Origin of the sequence: Clostridium paraputrificum AGR2156, assembly GCF_000424025.1 — a bacterium.
GTDB lineage: Bacteria > Bacillota > Clostridia > Clostridiales > Clostridiaceae > Clostridium > Clostridium paraputrificum.
In genome coordinates, this window is record NZ_AUJC01000001.1 from 93,928 (window position 1) to 111,581 (window position 17,654).

Annotated in this window: 9 protein-coding genes; 2 read left to right on the top strand and 7 right to left on the bottom strand. The window is 30.6% G+C overall.

Translation table 11 applies throughout. The features are described from left to right. Positions 1 to 14: 14 nt before the first annotated feature. On the bottom strand, positions 15 to 5,021 hold the full coding sequence (locus G594_RS18065) for a discoidin domain-containing protein (RefSeq protein ID WP_081663475.1): 5,007 nt from the start codon (positions 5,019 to 5,021) through the stop codon (positions 15 to 17). A 142-nt stretch (positions 5,022 to 5,163) separates the two neighbouring features. Then, positions 5,164 to 6,468, bottom strand: coding sequence for a class II D-tagatose-bisphosphate aldolase, non-catalytic subunit (locus G594_RS0100465; protein WP_027096748.1), 1,305 nt, complete (start codon positions 6,466 to 6,468; stop codon positions 5,164 to 5,166). Positions 6,469 to 6,943: 475 nt separating this feature from the next. Between G594_RS0100465 and G594_RS0100470 the strand changes: the two genes are divergently transcribed. Then, the gene (locus G594_RS0100470; RefSeq protein WP_027096749.1) at positions 6,944 to 11,242 is read left to right on the top strand and encodes a glycoside hydrolase family 2 TIM barrel-domain containing protein; all 4,299 of its coding nucleotides are present in this window, start codon (positions 6,944 to 6,946) and stop codon (positions 11,240 to 11,242) included. Positions 11,243 to 11,297: 55 nt separating this feature from the next. Here the strand turns inward: G594_RS0100470 and G594_RS0100475 are convergent, their stop codons facing one another. From G594_RS0100475 to G594_RS0100495, 5 genes are all read right to left on the bottom strand, one after another. Beyond that, on the bottom strand, positions 11,298 to 11,657 hold the full coding sequence (locus tag G594_RS0100475; RefSeq protein WP_027096750.1) for a MerR family transcriptional regulator: 360 nt from the start codon (positions 11,655 to 11,657) through the stop codon (positions 11,298 to 11,300). A gap of 95 nt (positions 11,658 to 11,752) precedes the next feature. Next, a complete protein-coding gene (locus G594_RS0100480; protein ID WP_027096751.1) occupies positions 11,753 to 13,099 on the bottom strand; it encodes an MATE family efflux transporter in 1,347 nt (448 codons plus the stop codon). A 42-nt stretch (positions 13,100 to 13,141) separates the two neighbouring features. Then, a complete protein-coding gene (gene gloA2, locus G594_RS0100485; RefSeq protein ID WP_027096752.1) occupies positions 13,142 to 13,522 on the bottom strand; it encodes an SMU1112c/YaeR family gloxylase I-like metalloprotein in 381 nt (126 codons plus the stop codon). A 36-nt stretch (positions 13,523 to 13,558) separates the two neighbouring features. Continuing rightward, positions 13,559 to 14,740 (bottom strand): MalY/PatB family protein, encoded by a 1,182-nt coding sequence (locus G594_RS0100490; RefSeq protein WP_027096753.1) that lies wholly within the window; start codon positions 14,738 to 14,740, stop codon positions 13,559 to 13,561. Further along, positions 14,730 to 15,590 carry a DUF3737 family protein gene (locus G594_RS0100495; protein WP_027096754.1) on the bottom strand — a complete coding sequence of 287 codons (861 nt, stop codon included), beginning with the start codon at positions 15,588 to 15,590 and terminating at the stop codon, positions 14,730 to 14,732. The genes G594_RS0100490 and G594_RS0100495 overlap by 11 nt, the downstream gene beginning before the upstream one ends. Before the next feature lie 236 nt (positions 15,591 to 15,826). Here G594_RS0100495 and G594_RS0100500 point away from each other — a divergent pair, with 236 nt between their 5' ends. Next, positions 15,827 to 17,326 carry a hypothetical protein gene (locus G594_RS0100500; protein ID WP_027096755.1) on the top strand — a complete coding sequence of 500 codons (1,500 nt, stop codon included), beginning with the start codon at positions 15,827 to 15,829 and terminating at the stop codon, positions 17,324 to 17,326. Positions 17,327 to 17,654 lie beyond the last annotated feature (328 nt).

Here is a 17,654-nt window from a genome sequence, read left to right on the forward strand (position 1 = left end):
TTAAAGAAGTTTTCCTATTCCACTATCTTTTTCTTTCTAAAATATACACCAGCTATTCCTGCAATTACAGCTAATGATCCAAATAAAAGTATTTTACTTCCTTGTGTATCACCAGTCTTAACAGTTTCACCATCACTATTATCCCCTGATGGATTTGAAGGTTTTGATGGATTTGAAGGCTTAGCTGACTCTTCTTTAACCTCTAAATTATCAATTGCTTTATTTAAATCCTCTAAAGCTTTGTTAACTTCATCTTGAGTTGAAGCCACATTGGCTAAAACCTCTTTTGCTATTGATAACTTTTCACTAAATTCATTTACAGTTTCATCTGTATATTTACTTAAGTCTATAGCTTCTGCTTCTTTTATCTTATTTTCAAGAGCTGTTTTATCAACACTTGGTTCTACTGGTCTTTCTTTAAGACCTGATATTGAATCATTTAATGCTTTTAATGCATTATTTACAGCTTCTTGTGTTGCAGTAGCATTATCTCTTACAGCTTTTGCATCATTCAATTTTTCCTTAAATACATTTACAGTTTCATCTGTATATTTACTTAAGTCTATAGCTTCTGCTTCTTTTATCTTATTTTCAAGAGCTGTTTTATCAACACTTGGTTTTTCTGGTTCATTATTTGTCTTAGCAATAAATTCAACTTCTGCTACAGATAGCATTAATGGACCACTATGGGATTCTTCAAATACTACTTGAACCTTGCTTAATTCATTTATTGGATCTATATCGAATTTAACATAAGCTTCATTTGGCTCTACTGTCTTTGTTCCTAAATCATATTCAGTTCCATCAATACCAAATCCTTTTATAGATAACTTTTTAATTTTACCATTTGTATACTGTGGTCTATTAAATACTGTAATATTACTAATTGATTGTGGCTTATTAAATTTAAAATCTACTGATAAAGGTAGTTTCTTACCACTCTCTTCTGTATTGTTCCATATAAGTTCTGCTAAAGAGTCTTCACTAACTACTCCATCAATAAGCTTTTCAAATGCAGCATCTCCACCTTGCATCATACTTCCATCACCAGAAACAGTCATATCTTCATTAGTCAATTTTATATATTCTGGCTTTTCTTCTGGAATCTCAGTATCTGGATCTAATACAATTCCTTTCTTAGTGATAACATTAAAGCTTGTGTCTACCAATAAGGAGTCTGAAATTTCCATATCAAAAGTAATATCTTGTTTAGCTTTTAACTTAATCTTAGCTAATACATTACTTCCATTTAAAGTTTTTCCATTTCCTTTATTTGAGAAGGCTGCAAATATACGTTGTTGTGGCTTTCCTACTCCTGCAAGTATTGAGTAATTAAGCATATTATCTGTTGCTTCTGTTGGACTAACAACAGTTGTTCCACAAGTTCCGTCTGCATTACATTCTTTTACAACTTCATACTTATGAGGATCTAAAATCATTTCCAAGTTAAATGCATTAATATCTTGTAATCCTTGTCCTATTACTTCTATAGTAAACTCTTCCCCTGATTTTAATTCCTTTTTACTTGGTTTTATATTTAATACTCCCTTCATTTCAATACCTGTTGGTACTAATGGAGACTCTCCAAGTTGTCCTGCTACATAAGCTAGGTCATAAGCATCTATTACACCATTGTAGTTTATATCAACCTTAGATACTTGATCCCATGCTGTATCCTCCTTATTAACACCCATATAACTTGCAAAAAAGGTTAAGTCATCATCATCAATTACGCCATTTGGTATATTTTCGCCAACAACTTGACCTTTTGTTCCATCTACCATGTAAGGTCTAAATTCTTGAGCACTACCAAAACCACCTACAGCTTCTTTTATAGTTAGTTTTATATATCTAGCATACACATTCTTACCAAAATCAACTGTTTTCACATCTGCACTTCTATCCCACTTGCCATCTTTAACTATATTTACATAAGTTTTTCCATCTAAACTTACATCTAAATCATACTTTGTAATAGTTCCATTACCTGAATCTTGTCTTGGTGTATACTCAAATTTATCTAATTGATATGCTAACTTCATATCAATAGTAAATGTATGAGGTAAGACATTTCCAGTTCCCCATTCTGTATGCCATTGAGTATTATCCTTTCCATCAACAGCATTTTCAGGACCACTTCCTGGCTGATAACTATCTGCAGTTGCAGTCATATTTTTAGGAACATTTCTATACCTATCTAGCTTTGTTTTTACTGTTAATTCTTTACTCCACTCAGATGAACCCTTAGTATTTGTAGCTCTTACTCTATAAGTATGGGCTGTATCTTGAGTTAAATCCTTATGTGTAAAGAAAGGTTCTTCGCCATTAGTATTGCTAAAAATATTACTATAAATAGTTCCATCTATCATTAAGTCATATGAAACATTTTCTCCATTAACTTTATTCCAATTTAATGTTATAGCAGTATCAGTAATATTTTCATCTTGAGCCACTAAATTAGTTGGTACTGATGGTATTTCTGAATCAACTTCTTCTTTTATTTGAGTATTATCAAACCCATCTACATTTACTTCCACTGAATTCTTAGTTATATCTGTTTTACCAACTTTAACATACAACTTCGGAGAAGTTATAATTTCTTGTTTAGCAAATTCTGAACCTTCTGTTGAATATTTATTTAAGTTTGGTTTTTCATTATAGAAGTATACATTTTCTCCATTATTATAAGCTTCTTCAGATGTAACTGGAGTTAATTCTACATTTTTCCCTCCAACTTTTACAGTAACTTTTTCTGGTGCCTTACGAGTATTTATTATTACTTCTGTACCTCTATTAGCAACCATTCCTTCATATCCTTGGCCCTCTGCTCTATTTACAATAACCTTTACTGAGTTTCCTGCAACTTCTGAGGTAACTTTTGTTGTTGTGTTCTTCCCTTCCTTATAATCAATTGTTTCTCCATCATCTTCATACATAGTAAATTCTGTAGATCCTGATGGATACACATCAAATATTCTATTTTCAGAACCATCAAGTTCATTAATTGAATTGTTTTCTGGAGCCATAGGAATTATTGCACCGTTCTTAACAAATACAGGTGCTTTCCATAGTGGAGCATCAAAATTATTAATTACTTGTCCACCTTTGTATTGTTCTCCAGTAAAATAATCAATCCAAATTTGATCTTCATCAGGAAGATATATTCCATTTCTTACATTATTATTGTTATCTTCTTCGTTATATACAGGAGCAACTAATAAATTGGGTCCCCACATGTATTGGTATTGTGTTTGAGTACCGTAAGTATATGGATCATCTGGATATTCTAACATCATAGCTCTTACCATAGGTAATCCAGTTTTTGATGATTCAGCTGCATTTGTATAAATATATGGCATCATTTCTGCCTTTAATTTTAAATACATTCTATTAATTGATGCATATGGTTCTCCATAGTTCCAAGGAGTCTTCTTGTTACTAGTTCCTGCCCATCCATCCATATCAATTTGTATAGGCGTAAACGCTTTCCATTGGAAATCACGTGTTTGAATTACTGGTGCTCCTCCAAATATTCCATCCATATCTGATCCTACGTTAGGGTTTCCTGATAATCCAGCACCAATATAAGTTGGAATGTGCATTCTAATGTATTCCCAATTTCCTCCATACTGGTCTCCAGACCATAATCCTGCATATCTTTGAGTTCCTGCCCATCCATCTAATGAAATTACAAATGGACGTGCTCCACCTGAATTCTCTTCTTTCTCAATACCTTCAGCTGCTTGCCTTGTTGCATTTAAAGCCATTGAATAACCATGGCCAACCCATGCAACATCTGTTTTTATTGCTCTAATACCAGCTTTTACTTCACCATCTAAGTCACGACGTAATGGACTATCTTCTGGTAAGCTTTCATCTGGATATAAATTACTTTGAGTCCATAATCCTACGTTAACGTTTTCCTCTTTAGCAGCATTCACAAACTTTTCTAAATTATCTAAGCCACCATAGCCACAGCCATAGCCATCATTTGGTAAGAACCATCCAAGAGGCATATCGTTTGTACCATAACTCTTAAGTGTATCTAATCCTTTACCTAAAAGTTCTCTGTTATCTCCAAGTCCATTATGCTTACCATTAAAACAATCTGCATGTCCTAAATAAAATCCATACTCAGGCATCATTGCTGGTCTTCCTGTAAGCTCTGTATAACTTTCAATTACATTTGGTACATTCCCCCCTACAAAATAGTATGCATCAAATCTTCCTTCATCATGCGATAAAGTTGCTTCTTCAAAAAAATCATACTTTCCAGGCTTAAAAGTATTACGCATTACTCCATACCCTTCAGTACTTATATAAAATGGTGATGGACTTGATGCTGCACCTGCATCCCATCCTCCTCCAATTGCAATATTTATTGAAGTATTCTTATGAGAGAAATAACCATTTTGTTGTCCTCCACCATAGAAATACTCCTCATTCTTAGTTTTTAATGTTTGTACTGTTTTTTTATCAGAATACATAAGTGGTTTTGCTTCTGACCAAACAACTTTATCATTTACCTTATCATATAGTTCCATAATAGATGTTTCTTTATCTATTCTTAATTCAATTGAATTTGTAGATATTTTATAAACCTTACTATCAGAATCATCAACATTTACATCAATAACTCCATATTCAGACTTATACTCATCTAACTCTTTATCAATTATTTTTGTAGTATGGTCTTCTGCATTAGGCGTTGGATACTCTTGGAATTCCCCTTTTGGATCCATGTATAATCTAAATACATTATCCTCTAAGAAGTTAATTCTTATAGACTCTCCTGTAGACAATCTAATGTTTACTACATCCTTGTCCTTTTTAATTTCAGTAACTTTTCCTATAGACTCTAGCCCCAATCGTGATATTTCTGATTCTAATAACGCAATTGTTTCACTATTACTAGCAGCAGATACGATACTTGGTGGAACAAGTGTTACAGCCATACATATTGGTAAACATAATCCTGCAAGTCTCTTTAAAAAGTCATACTTATTTTTTCTTTTTAACACATAAACCTCCTCCTTAATTTTATATTCTAATACCTAAGCCTCCCCCCTTAATTTCATGTATTTTAAACATATATAATACTAGCTTTAAAAGATTAGTATTATATATGTTTTAGACATAAGCTCCTATCAAAAAGTCTTCTTTCTACTTCCTGATTGCATATAAATAATCATCAATGTATTCTCCTATTTTGCTTTTTAATAGCTCTATAGGAGTATTCTCCAATTTGCCCTCTCTAATTAACCTATATTGATTAGGAAGATACTGACTTATTAATGGTAATGGAATGTCCACTTTTGATAGATTATCAAGCATCTTATTTAAAGCAAAATCAACTTCTTCATTTGGCATATAATACCTACATCTATCCGACAAACTATACTTTCTTTCTAACTTTACTTTCCTACCAGATCCAACATAATGCTTTTCCCATTGCCTTGAATCTTTAACCATTTCAAAATCTAGTATTTCTCTAAATCTTGATAATTCGAATTTATCATTATACTGTAATAGCTCTTCTTCAATACAATTTAATGCAAAAGCTCCTTCTCTAAAACCAAATGTTAATTCTGGACCAACTTTAAGTATTACAAATCCATCCTCAACCATTTCTCTTAAAGCATACTTAGTTTGGTAATCAGTAGAATGTGCTTCAAATAATATAGAATCATATTCCTTAATAGCTTCAGATAACTTTTTTGCTTTTTCCCTATCATATTCACATACAGTTTCCGAACTAAACTCAACCCCAGGTTGTACCACTACTGCCACAACATAATCAAATGCACTCTCAACATTATGCCTCTTAAAAGCTTCCTTAAATGTTTCAATAGTTGTTTTGAAGTTTTCAACCTTTGTAACACTTATTCCCTCTTCTTCCCCTTCTGCACCGCCAGGTATTGGAACTTCACTTCCTATTACATAAATAGGATGAATGGCATCCTTATTTTCTTTAATCAATTCTTTATAAGCACTTTCTGCCACACTACATAATATACCTGCCCTATCAGCTATTATTTCATCACCAAAATCATTATTTTCTGAATCACCCTTTATCTTCATACTTGTATCTATATGAATTTTAGTAAATCCAGCCATTACATATTGTCTTATTAACTCCTTAGCATTTTCCATAGCTTGCTCTGGATCTATATCTCTCCAAGTTAATGGACCTAAGTGATCTCCCCCTAATACTACCCTATCTTCTGGAAAATTATTTTTCTTACAAAGTTCTAAAATAAATCTTCTATATTCTGATGGTTTCATTCCTGTATATCCACCAAATTGATCTACTTGATTTGCAGTTGCTTCAACTAGTAGTGCTATATCCTTATCTCTTAACTTATCCATAGCTGCTTCAATTACAAATTTATTTGAGCAACATACAGATACTATCCCATCATGTATTCCATTCTTGTAATTACTTATAATTTGTTGTATTTTATGCATATATACCTCCTTTTTAAGTACAAAGCTTATAGCTTGTCTTTCAAATAAATTCAAGGGATATTTTTCCATACCTCTTGATATAATTTATATCACATCTTCTTTTCCTTTCAAATGGACAAATTAGTTTACCTTTTACACTTTTTGTTTTTATCCCCTATTTTGTAAAACTATTAAAATTCTTCGATTTACTTTTTTAACATCAAAGAATTTTGTATGTACTTTATATAATTTAAATTTTATAATTTAAGCATCTATTAATTTTAATCTTAATTTTAATCTAAAAATATTTTTATAAATATAAATTCAATATATATCCACAAACATATGCACTACTTACTGATAAAACTTATCTCTACATTTATAACAACACTAAACCCACTTATAAAATTTGTATTTTGTTTTGTATATTGCTACTTATTTCTTAGAAATAAAAGCAATATCTATATATTTTATTTTTCTATAAGGAGGTTCTAAAATGAAACCATGTACAAAAAAAAGATGTTCTTTTGTGCTTGCTTTAGGAATGCTTTTCTCATTATCTCCCACAACTGCATTTGCACAAACAAAACAGACCCAAGAAGCTGAAACTGTATCTGTAGGCTTCATCAAAGATGGAGAACGTTCAACCCTATTCAATCAAAATTGGAAATTCTTTAAGGGTAACCCCTCAGGTGCAAGTGAAACTAATTTTAATGATTCGTCTTGGAGAGTTTTAAATCTTCCTCATGATTGGAGCATTGAAGATGAATTTACAGTACAAGGGGAGGCAGAAAGCGGATTCTTACTTGGAGGTACTGGATGGTATCGTAAACATTTCGTAGTTCCCGAAAAATTTAACGGAAAAGACTTTACCTTAAATTTTGACGGTATTTACATGAATGCAGAAGTTTATGTAAATGGTAAAAAACTAGGTTCTCATAATTATGGATATACAGCCTTTGCTTTTGATATAACTGATGAATTAATTTGTGATGGCATCACCGAAAACGTTATATCTGTAAAAGTATCAAACCCTACTCCTAGTAGTAGATGGTATTCAGGTAGCGGTATTTATCGTGATGTAACTTTAAGTGTAACTGATCCAATTCATGTTGGGTACTTAGGTACAACTGTTACAACTCCAAAGCTTGAAAATCAAAAGTCTGGCAGCGTTGATGTAAACGTTAAAACAACTATAGAAAATGAGTCTCTTTCTGATTCAGAGGTAACTCTTAAAACTACTATTATTAATAAGGATGGAAAAGAAGTCAGCATCCCTGTAAGTGATAAAAAAGTTGTTCAAGTTAATGCAAGTGTTGATTTTGAACAAACTGTTATAGTGAACAAGCCTACTCTATGGTCTGTAGATAATCCTACTATGTATAAAGTAAAAACTGAAGTTATAGTTGAAAATAAAGTTGTAGACACTACATTAACTGATTTTGGATTTAGATATTATGCATTTGATAGAGACACAGGCTTCTCACTAAATGGTGAAAATATGAAACTTCAAGGTGTTTGCATGCATCATGACCAAGGTGCTCTTGGAGCAGCCTCAAACTATTATGCTGTTGAACGTCAAATGCGCATTATGAAAGAAATGGGTGCAAATGCAATACGTGTATCTCATAATCCTGCCAGTGAAATGCTACTTGAAATATGTGATAAATTAGGACTTTTAGTTATAAATGAAGCATTTGATACTTGGACAAATCCTAAGAATGGTAATGTAAATGACTTTTCTAAATACTTCAGAGAAAGCATTGATGAAGATAATAAAATTATAAATGGTAACTCTAACATGACATGGGGAGAATTTGAAGCCAGAACAATGGTTAAAAGTTCAAAGAATAGTCCATCTGTAATCATGTGGTCAATTGGTAATGAAGTTTTAGAAGGTATAGGTGGAAATTCTTCTGATTATACTGATATTGCACAAGATATTATCACTTGGATTAAATCTGAAGACTCAACTAGACCTGTTACAATTGGTGATAATAGAACCAAGAATGGTGATAGTAATGCTAACGCTATCTCAGAAGTAGTAAATAAAAATGATGGTATTGTTGGCTTTAACTATGCAAACGAAAATCAATTTAACACTCAAAGAAATAACCATCCTGACTGGATTCTTTATGGCTCAGAAACAAGTAGTGCCGTTCATAGCAGAGGATACTACAAAACTAAAGGAATAGACCATGCTAATAATCAAATATCAGAATATGATAATGATAGTACAAAAGTAGGTTGGGGACATTCCGCAAGTAATGCTTGGAAATATACAATAAAAAATGATTACAATGCTGGTGAATTTGTTTGGACTGGCTTTGACTATATTGGAGAACCTACTCCATGGAATGGTGTTAATCCTGGACAAGTAAATGGAGGTAAAGGTCCTGCACCTAAATCCAGTTACTTTGGTATAGTTGACACTGCTGGTTTTGAAAAAGATATCTACTATTTATATCAAAGTCAATGGAATAAGGATGTTAATACTCTTCATGTTTTACCTACATGGAATAAAGAAGATATCGTAATTGAAAATGGAAATGTACAAGTTGATGTATTTACTGATGCTTATAAAGTTGAATTATACTTAAATGGTAATAAGGTTGGAGAGGCCACTGCAACTGAACATGTAACACCTGCTGGATATAAATATCAAACATTTGATAATGGTTCATTGTATCCATCATTTAACGTTGCTTATGCTCCTGGTACTCTAACTGCAAAGGCATATGATAAGCAAGGTAATTTAATTACTGATACAAAAGGTAGAAATACAGTTACTACCTACAGTACTCCTACTACAACAAAATTAAGCGCAGATAAAACAACAATTGCTTCTAATGAATATGATTTATCTTATATCACTGTTGATTTAGTTGATGAAAATGGTAATTTTGCTTCTGGTGCTTCTAACACATTAAACTTCAAACTTGAAGGTAATGGTAAAATAGTTGGTATTGATAATGGTAATCCTGTTGATACTACTTCCTATAAGCCTACCACTGATTCAACAGCTACAAGAAAAGCATTTAGTGGAAAAGCTTTAGTTATAGTTCAATCTACAAAAGATACCGGTTCAATGAATCTTACTGTTTCTGGTGAAGGGCTACAAGAACAATCTATAAGTATTACAACAGAAAACCAAGCTTCAGATGATAAATATTTAGAATCTTATGATATAGTAAAGAACTACTATGTAAATGTAGGAGAAACCCCAACTCTACCTAAAACAGTAAATGGTCGTTTTAGTGATGGAACTACTTCTACATTCAATATTATTTGGAATAACTATGATGAGAACCAATTAAATACCCCACAAATTTTTAAAGTCACTGGAACTTTAGAAGGAACTGATGTTGCAGTAGTTGTTAATGTACATGTTATTGGAGAAATAGCTTCTATAGCTAATCTATCTACCTTCACATACGCTGGTACTGCCCCATCACTTCCAAAAACAGTTTATGGATATTATGCAAATGGTTCTAAATCTGAAGAACTTGCTGTAAATTGGGATTTAGATGGTGTTGATTTTACTAAAGAAAATACAATTGTAAAAGTAAATGGTACTGTAGAGTTACTTGGTAAAACTTATCCTGTAACAGCTAGTGTTCGTATAGTTCCGGCTTTAAAGGCAGCTCGAAACTTAGCTATAAATAACTCAGAAAATAATGATGTTCCAAAACTTTCTCAAAGCTGCAAATCAGTTTCTGATAATTTAAATTCTATTAATAATGGAACTACTAATAATGGTTCTCTTGAAGCTGAACGTTGGACTAACTGGAATGAACGTAATTTGACTGAGGAAAATGGCGAACCAAAAGGTGCATATATACAATTTGACTGGAAAAATAAATACAAAATAGATCGTCTAGATATGTGGCTATTTACTGACAATGCATTTTCACGAATTCCAAGTAAAGTTGAAATTAGCTATAGGGATGAAGATGGTAACTACAAAATTGTAAATCATACTAATACAACTGAAGTTTCTTATTCTGTTGGTGAAACAACATATAGACTTGATGAAGTAATAAATACTGATAGTATTCGTATTTATATGCAACAACCTGAAGTGGGTAAGTGCATTGGTCTTACTGAGGTAAATGTATATGAATATGTACCTCAAGAAATCTTAAAAACTGGAAATAAACTTTCTTCAATTTTACTTGATGGACAAAAATTAGAAGGATTTAATCCTGAAACTAATGAATACACTATTGATTTAGAAGCTTTACCTGAAAGGGTTGAAGCTATAGCTAATTCTGATGATAACTCTTCAGTTACTGTATTACCTATTAGTGGTAACAAATCAGTTATAATAGTTAAAGCTGAGGATGGTAGTGAAAATATATATACAATAAACTATGTACTACCAAAACATGATGTAATTATAGAGACTGTAGAAGGCGGTTCTGTATCAGGAGCAGGTACTTATACTAAAGGCGATGAAGCCACTTTAGTTGCTACTGCTAATGGAGGTTATAAATTTGTTGGATGGTTCGATGAAAACGGTAATCTTTTAAGTGATAAAACAACTTACACATTTATAGTAAATGAAAATATAAAATTGATACCAAAATTTGAAAAACTTAAAGAACCTACTCCAAATCCTGAACCAACAAATCCAAATGCTCCTAAGCCAAATAAGCCAAATGATACAAGCAAACCATCAACTAGTAATCCAACAAAAACTTCAGATCCTTCTAATATTTCTACTTTAGCTGGAATATTAGCTTTAGCTGGTGGTTCCCTTGTCTTAAGCTCTAAAAAGAGAAAAATAAAATAATAATTTATAAACAAAGAATAAACCTCCATATGATTAATCAATTGGAGGTTTATTTTTATTTTTTAACAACTGAATTTTCATATCTAGATATCTTAAAATTAAGACGTTCAAGAGTCTTTTGCATCTCTTCCATTCTTGCAAGAAGCTTTTCTCTTTGGTCAATTAATATTTCTTTTCGTGCTTGGATAGTCGACTCTCCCTCTTGAAATAATGCCACATACTCAATTAATACTTCAATTGGAAGTCCCGCCCCTCTCATACATTTAATAAACTCTACCCACTTACAATCCTCATCTGTATAATCTCTTATTCCACTCTTATTACGATTAACTGTTGGAATCAATCCAATACGTTCATAATAGCGTAACGTATCCTGTGAAAGATCATACTTTTTACTTACTTCTGTAATTGTCATCCCCAACCACCTCCCAATAACTGAATTATATCACTTAGAGTTAACTCTAAGTCAATATATATTAAAAATTGGAGTATTATGGATTCCACTTAAAATCAATTTATTTTAAATTCTCTTATATATGGATTCCTATAGAATGAATATACAAGTTGTGCACACATACAACACCAAATTATCGGCTCACATAGAATTACTCCAAAATACTCTAGGGTTGGAATTAATAAAATAACAAATACTATCTTACCTAAAAACTCTATAACACTAGATACAAGTGGAAGTACTTTTTCTCCAATTCCCTGTAGTGAATTTCTTAGATTTAATAATATACCTAAAACGGTATAGAATGGTGAATTCCACAATAAGTATTTTACCCCATTATCTATAACTACTGCTTCGGTTGAGCCTGATAAAACTCTCATTAAAGTTGGTGCAATAAAAAATAAAACTATTGTAATAAATATTCCCCACCCAATTGATATTATATTTGCATATCTTACAGCTTCTCTTATTCTCTTACCTTGATTAGCCCCTTTATTTTGGGATACAAAAGTTGATAAACTCATTGCTAGTGATGATACAGGTATCATGCAAAAACTATTTAACTTACGGGCCGCTGTATGTCCTGCAATTATTAAGTATCCTAAATTATTAATAGCAGTTTGTAATATAACTGTTCCTGCAGAAACTATCATAAGCATAATTCCCATGGATAACCCTTGTCCCAATAATTCCTTATATAGTTCCTTATCAAACTTAAAATGTTCTTTCTTTGGAATAAGGATTGGACACTTTAAGAAAATATATATAATACATAACACTCCTGAAATTCCTTGTGCAATAACAGTTGCAACTGCTGCTCCTTTTATCCCCATATTGAACTGAGTAATAAATAAAATATCTAAACCTATATTTAACACAGAAGAAATAATAAGAAACACTAAAGGCATAACGCTATTTCCTATTGCTCTTAAAAATCCTGAACATAAGTTATATAAAAACATAACAGCTACAAACATGGTTACAGTATAAATATAAGAATATGATTCCTCTATAATATTTGAAGGAGTATTCAACAACTCTAATAAAGGATATAAAAATAATTGTGCTATTATCATTATTAAAACTGTTATCCCTACACCTATTACTAATGAACCCGCTACTGATTTTTTAACTTCCTCTTCATTATTTGATCCAAAGCTTCTTGCTGTAACAATACTTAATCCATTCCCTACACCTAGGGAAAATCCTACTAAAAGTTCATATACAGCTGCACTAGCCCCTATAGCTGCTAATGATGTATCCCCTAAGTAATTTCCAACAATCATAACATCAACTGTATTATATAATTGCTGGAATACACTTGATATTAAAAGTGGAATAGCAAAAATAATTAAAGACCTTAAAATCCTTCCCTTTAATAAATCCACATTTAAACTTAACATATTGTCCCTCCTATTTAGTTGCCTAGAAACCTTCTCTTTATACTACTCATGTAATTCTAGTGGCAACCCATCTGGGTCTTGAAAAAATGTCATCCTCTTATTAGTAATCTCATCTAATCTTATAGGTTCAACTTCAACACCTAAAGACTTCAACTCTTCCACTTCTTTTTCTATGTCATCTACCTTAAAGGCTAAATGTCTTAATCCACAAGCTTCTGGATATGATGGTCTCTTAGGATTATTCTTTCCCGAAAAAATCTCTAATTCACATTCTCCTAATTTAAGGTCTAACTTATAATCCCCTCTATCTTCCCTATAATTTTCACGTAATATTTGAAAACCCAACTTATTAACATAGAAATCTTTTGATTTCTCGTAATTACTAACAATAATAGCTATATGATGTATCATAGTTAAATTCATTTTCTTTTGCTTCCTCTCATTAATAGATTTTTACTACTATAAATTTCCCATTATATTCCTATCAATATACTTATCAACCCCAACTTTAAGTCTACTTAAGCCATCTTCTACTCTTTCTCTTTGACTTGCAATATTCATTCTAATAAAATGCCCACCATTACTTCCATATACGTGTCCACTAGATACATAAAGACCTGTTTCTTTTCTTATAAACTTGCAAAAGTCTAGACTATCTTTTGTTATACTACTACAATCAATCCATAATAAATAAGTTGCATCTGAATGTATAATATTAAGACTAGGTAACTCATTATAAATAAATTCTTGTACAACTCTCTTATTTTCAGCTAAATATTCAATTAATTCATTTAACCATGGTTCTCCCTTTGTAAATGCAGCAATTGTAGCCTCTATTGCAAAAGCATTTGGTTCTGCAACTTCATCTGTATTTATTCCCCTGTTAACCATTTTTCTAATTTCATCATTAAGAACAATAATATTTGAAGCTTGTACTCCTGCTAAATTAAATGTCTTAGTTGGAGCAATACAGGTTATACTATTTTGAGCTATTTCAGGTGAAATAGATGCAAATGGTATATAAGAATTACCATAAGTCAAATCACAATGAATTTCATCTGAAACTACAATTACACTATACTTTATACAAAGCTCTCCTATCTTTTTCAATGTTTCCTTTGACCATACCTTTCCAATTGGGTTATGAGGGTTACAAAGAATCATTAAAGTTGTTGCTGGGTCTGATAGTTTTCTTTCTAAATCCTCAAAATCAATTGAATACTCTTTTCCATCAAAACATAAATCACTTGAAAGCACTTTTCTATTATTATTCACAATGGAATTATAAAAAATATTATATACAGGTGCTTGTACAAGTACATTGTCCCCTTCTCTAGTCATCTTTCTTACAATAGAGGATATAGCAGCAACTACTCCTGTACAAAAAAGAATCCACTCCTTCTCTATTTTAAAATTGTGTCTTCTCTCCCACCAATTACTTATCGATAAATAGTATTCATCTGGAATAATAGTATATCCATATATACCAAAATCAACTTTTTTCCTAATAGCTTCTCTTATTTCAGGTGCTGTCTCAAAATCCATATCAGCTACCCACATTGGAAGTTCATTATCATTAACATCCCACTTTAATGAATTAGTATTAAATCTATTTGTTAACTTTGAAAAATTATACTTCATTCTCTTCTCCTCCTTCATCAACTAAAATTTTTGTATTAATTGAAGATATCTCTTTATCATCCATTATTAAATCATCAATACCCTTTGCATGAATTCTTCCCCCCATAGGATTTTTAAGACTATCAACCCTTGTAGTAATATCAGCATCAACTGTTGAATACTCAAATGCCAAGTCTGTATTAATAACTTTTGAATTCCTTATTACAAGGTTTTCTACATAGCATAATCCTTGATTACTTTCTATGAAACAATCAATAAAAGTTAAATTCTTAGAATTCCACCCTAAATACTCTCCAATAATTACTGAATTATTAACAGTTACATTTTCACAATTCCAAAAAGCATCCTTAGAAAGTAGTCTAGAATTATAGACTTCAACATTCTTTGCCCCATCAAATGCATAATTTCCTGAAAGGTTAAAATTTTTAATAACTATATTTTCACTATTCATTCCAAAATAATCGCCCTTTGCATTTACATTATTAAGGATTATATCTTGACAATTCCAAAGTGTTTCTGTAGCTATAGGAATATTTACATTTGTTAAATCAATATTCTTACAGCGCCTAAATGTTTTTGGTGACTCAATAGTACTGTTATTTATATTAATATTATGAGTATACCAAATTCCTGACCTTGCAGTTTCTACCAAAGTACTATTATCTACATTTATATCTTTACAGTACCATAATGGATACTTCCACTTAAAAATAGAATCTCTAATTTTTATATTTCTACTTTCCTTTAAAGGAGATTCACCATCACAAAAAACAGAGTTAACAACCTCTAAATCCCTGCTTTTAAATAATGCTCTCTCTCCCATTAGCAACTCTTGATTGATTATCTTCACTAAACTTCATCCCTTTCTCGCCGAATAGAAGATTATTGAATATTCACCTATTATTTTACAATATTTCAAATATATCTTCTATAGACAGTTTAATATCTTGAGTTAACTCCAAGTCAAGTGAAAATGTAATAAATATTAATCATACATTCTTTAATTTATAAATGTTGACAAGTTACTATTATTATAATAAACTTTCACATGATTTTAGTAATTTTGACGCTTTAATGGAGGACTTTATGACTAAAAATGGATTAAGCTATTTGTTAAACTTATTAGGGGTTTCACCAACTAAAATGGGAAATTTTTTAAATATTGATAGAACCTTAGTAAGTAAATGGAAAAATGGTTCCAGACATTTATCTACTAATAGCAGCTATATAGAGAACGTAATAGAATTTTTAATCCAAAGAAATGCTGAATTAAATTCTAATATACTTGAAAATTTATTCTTAAGTATATATCCAAATGAAAATAATAAAACAAATAATGACGACTATTTGAGAAAATGTATAAATAACTTCATATTAACTAACGAAAATTATAATCCTAGTCTAAACTTTAGCAACTCAATCAAACCAGAATACTCTACATATACATCAACTATGCACGTATATAATGATGAAAAAAATGAAATATTAGCCTTATTAGATATGTTAGATTTAGCACTTGCGGAAGGAGTTAAACAAAAACTTATTTTTATTCTTTCAAAATCATTTGATCCTCTTATAGAATCAAATACTTATAGACCTATTTTTATTGAAAAAATTCTAACTTTGTTAGACATTGGATGCACCCTAGATTTTGTTCATTCAAATATGAATAGTTCTAAAATATTTTTATACTGTTACGATATAATTTCACATAAAAATACTACTACTTCTTCTTTTATAGACACTTTTGAAAGTCCATATATATATTCAATTTTTATATTTGAAAAGAAAAGAATGTATTTATCTATGCGCAACCAAAACAATAATAACTCAGAGATATATGGAGCTATGTTTTTAGATCCAATAACTATAAATTTTTATACAGGTATCGCTAATAATATATTAGAAAAATCTTACCCTACACTTTCCTTAATAGATATTACCGATATGATAGATATTTGTATAAAGAATATGTATTTAAATAATTACACTGAATATCCAGAGGTTATCAAAAAAAATAATACCTGTTATTTTTTTAGTCCTTATCCTATAATTAATTTTATGAGTGATGATTTATACTATGAAATACTTAAGAATTCTCTAGAATCTAATGAGGTTATAGAGAAATATATGAATATTTTTAAAGAGTTTAAAAATAATATACCATTCGAACTAACTCATGTAGATAAAATTAATTTTTATTCAATTGATTACTTAGTTAAGCTTTCTAAGCAAGATGAAGTAATATATTCGTATAATCAAACTAAACTCACTCCAACTTTAAAACTCACAAAAAACCTTTTCAAAAAGCATATGAGTGAATTAGCCGATTATCTTATAAAAACTAAAAACTTTAATATTTGTTTAAGTACAGATTTAATAACCTCTCCTAATCTTAACGCAAGTTATTGGTGTAAAAAAAATGAATTTTTATTTCTCTTTGATAATAATTTATCAAATGTTAGAATGTGTAACGATGTTCATTTCATAAATTCTATTTCATACTTACTTAACCAAAAATATTTACAAACACCAGATACTTTAAAAAATAAAAAGATAGTATCAGAGTTTTTAAAAAGCTTATAAGAAAGTGGAGTTAATATTTGTTTTTCCTGTTACATACCATCAAAATAAATATTAACTCCACTTGTAAGAGTATACACCTCTAAATGGAGCACTCTCATTTAGGATAATTCAAACATATTCTATATATTTATATAAAAAGTCGAAAGTATTTCAGTGAGAATAAACTTTTACACCTGGGAGAATCAAAAGTATTACTCTATGTCTGTAAAACAAATCTATAGAAGATAAAATTCTAAATTATCCTTTATTTACACTTTAAGTATAATATAAAAACTATTCTATTAGAATGCTCTCTCTCAAACTGTCACACTTTGTCACAGTGATACTT

Excerpts from the sequence above, each read along its gene's own strand:
- G594_RS0100465 (WP_027096748.1), bottom strand. The coding sequence starts at position 6,468 with ATGCATAAAATACAACAAATTATAAGTAATTACAAGAATGGAATACAT.
- G594_RS0100470 (WP_027096749.1), top strand. The coding sequence starts at position 6,944 with ATGAAACCATGTACAAAAAAAAGATGTTCTTTTGTGCTTGCTTTAGGA.
- G594_RS0100475 (WP_027096750.1), bottom strand. The coding sequence starts at position 11,657 with ATGACAATTACAGAAGTAAGTAAAAAGTATGATCTTTCACAGGATACG.
- G594_RS0100480 (WP_027096751.1), bottom strand. The coding sequence starts at position 13,099 with ATGTTAAGTTTAAATGTGGATTTATTAAAGGGAAGGATTTTAAGGTCT.
- gloA2 (WP_027096752.1), bottom strand. The coding sequence starts at position 13,522 with ATGAATTTAACTATGATACATCATATAGCTATTATTGTTAGTAATTAC.
- G594_RS0100490 (WP_027096753.1), bottom strand. The coding sequence starts at position 14,740 with ATGAAGTATAATTTTTCAAAGTTAACAAATAGATTTAATACTAATTCA.
- G594_RS0100500 (WP_027096755.1), top strand. The coding sequence starts at position 15,827 with ATGACTAAAAATGGATTAAGCTATTTGTTAAACTTATTAGGGGTTTCA.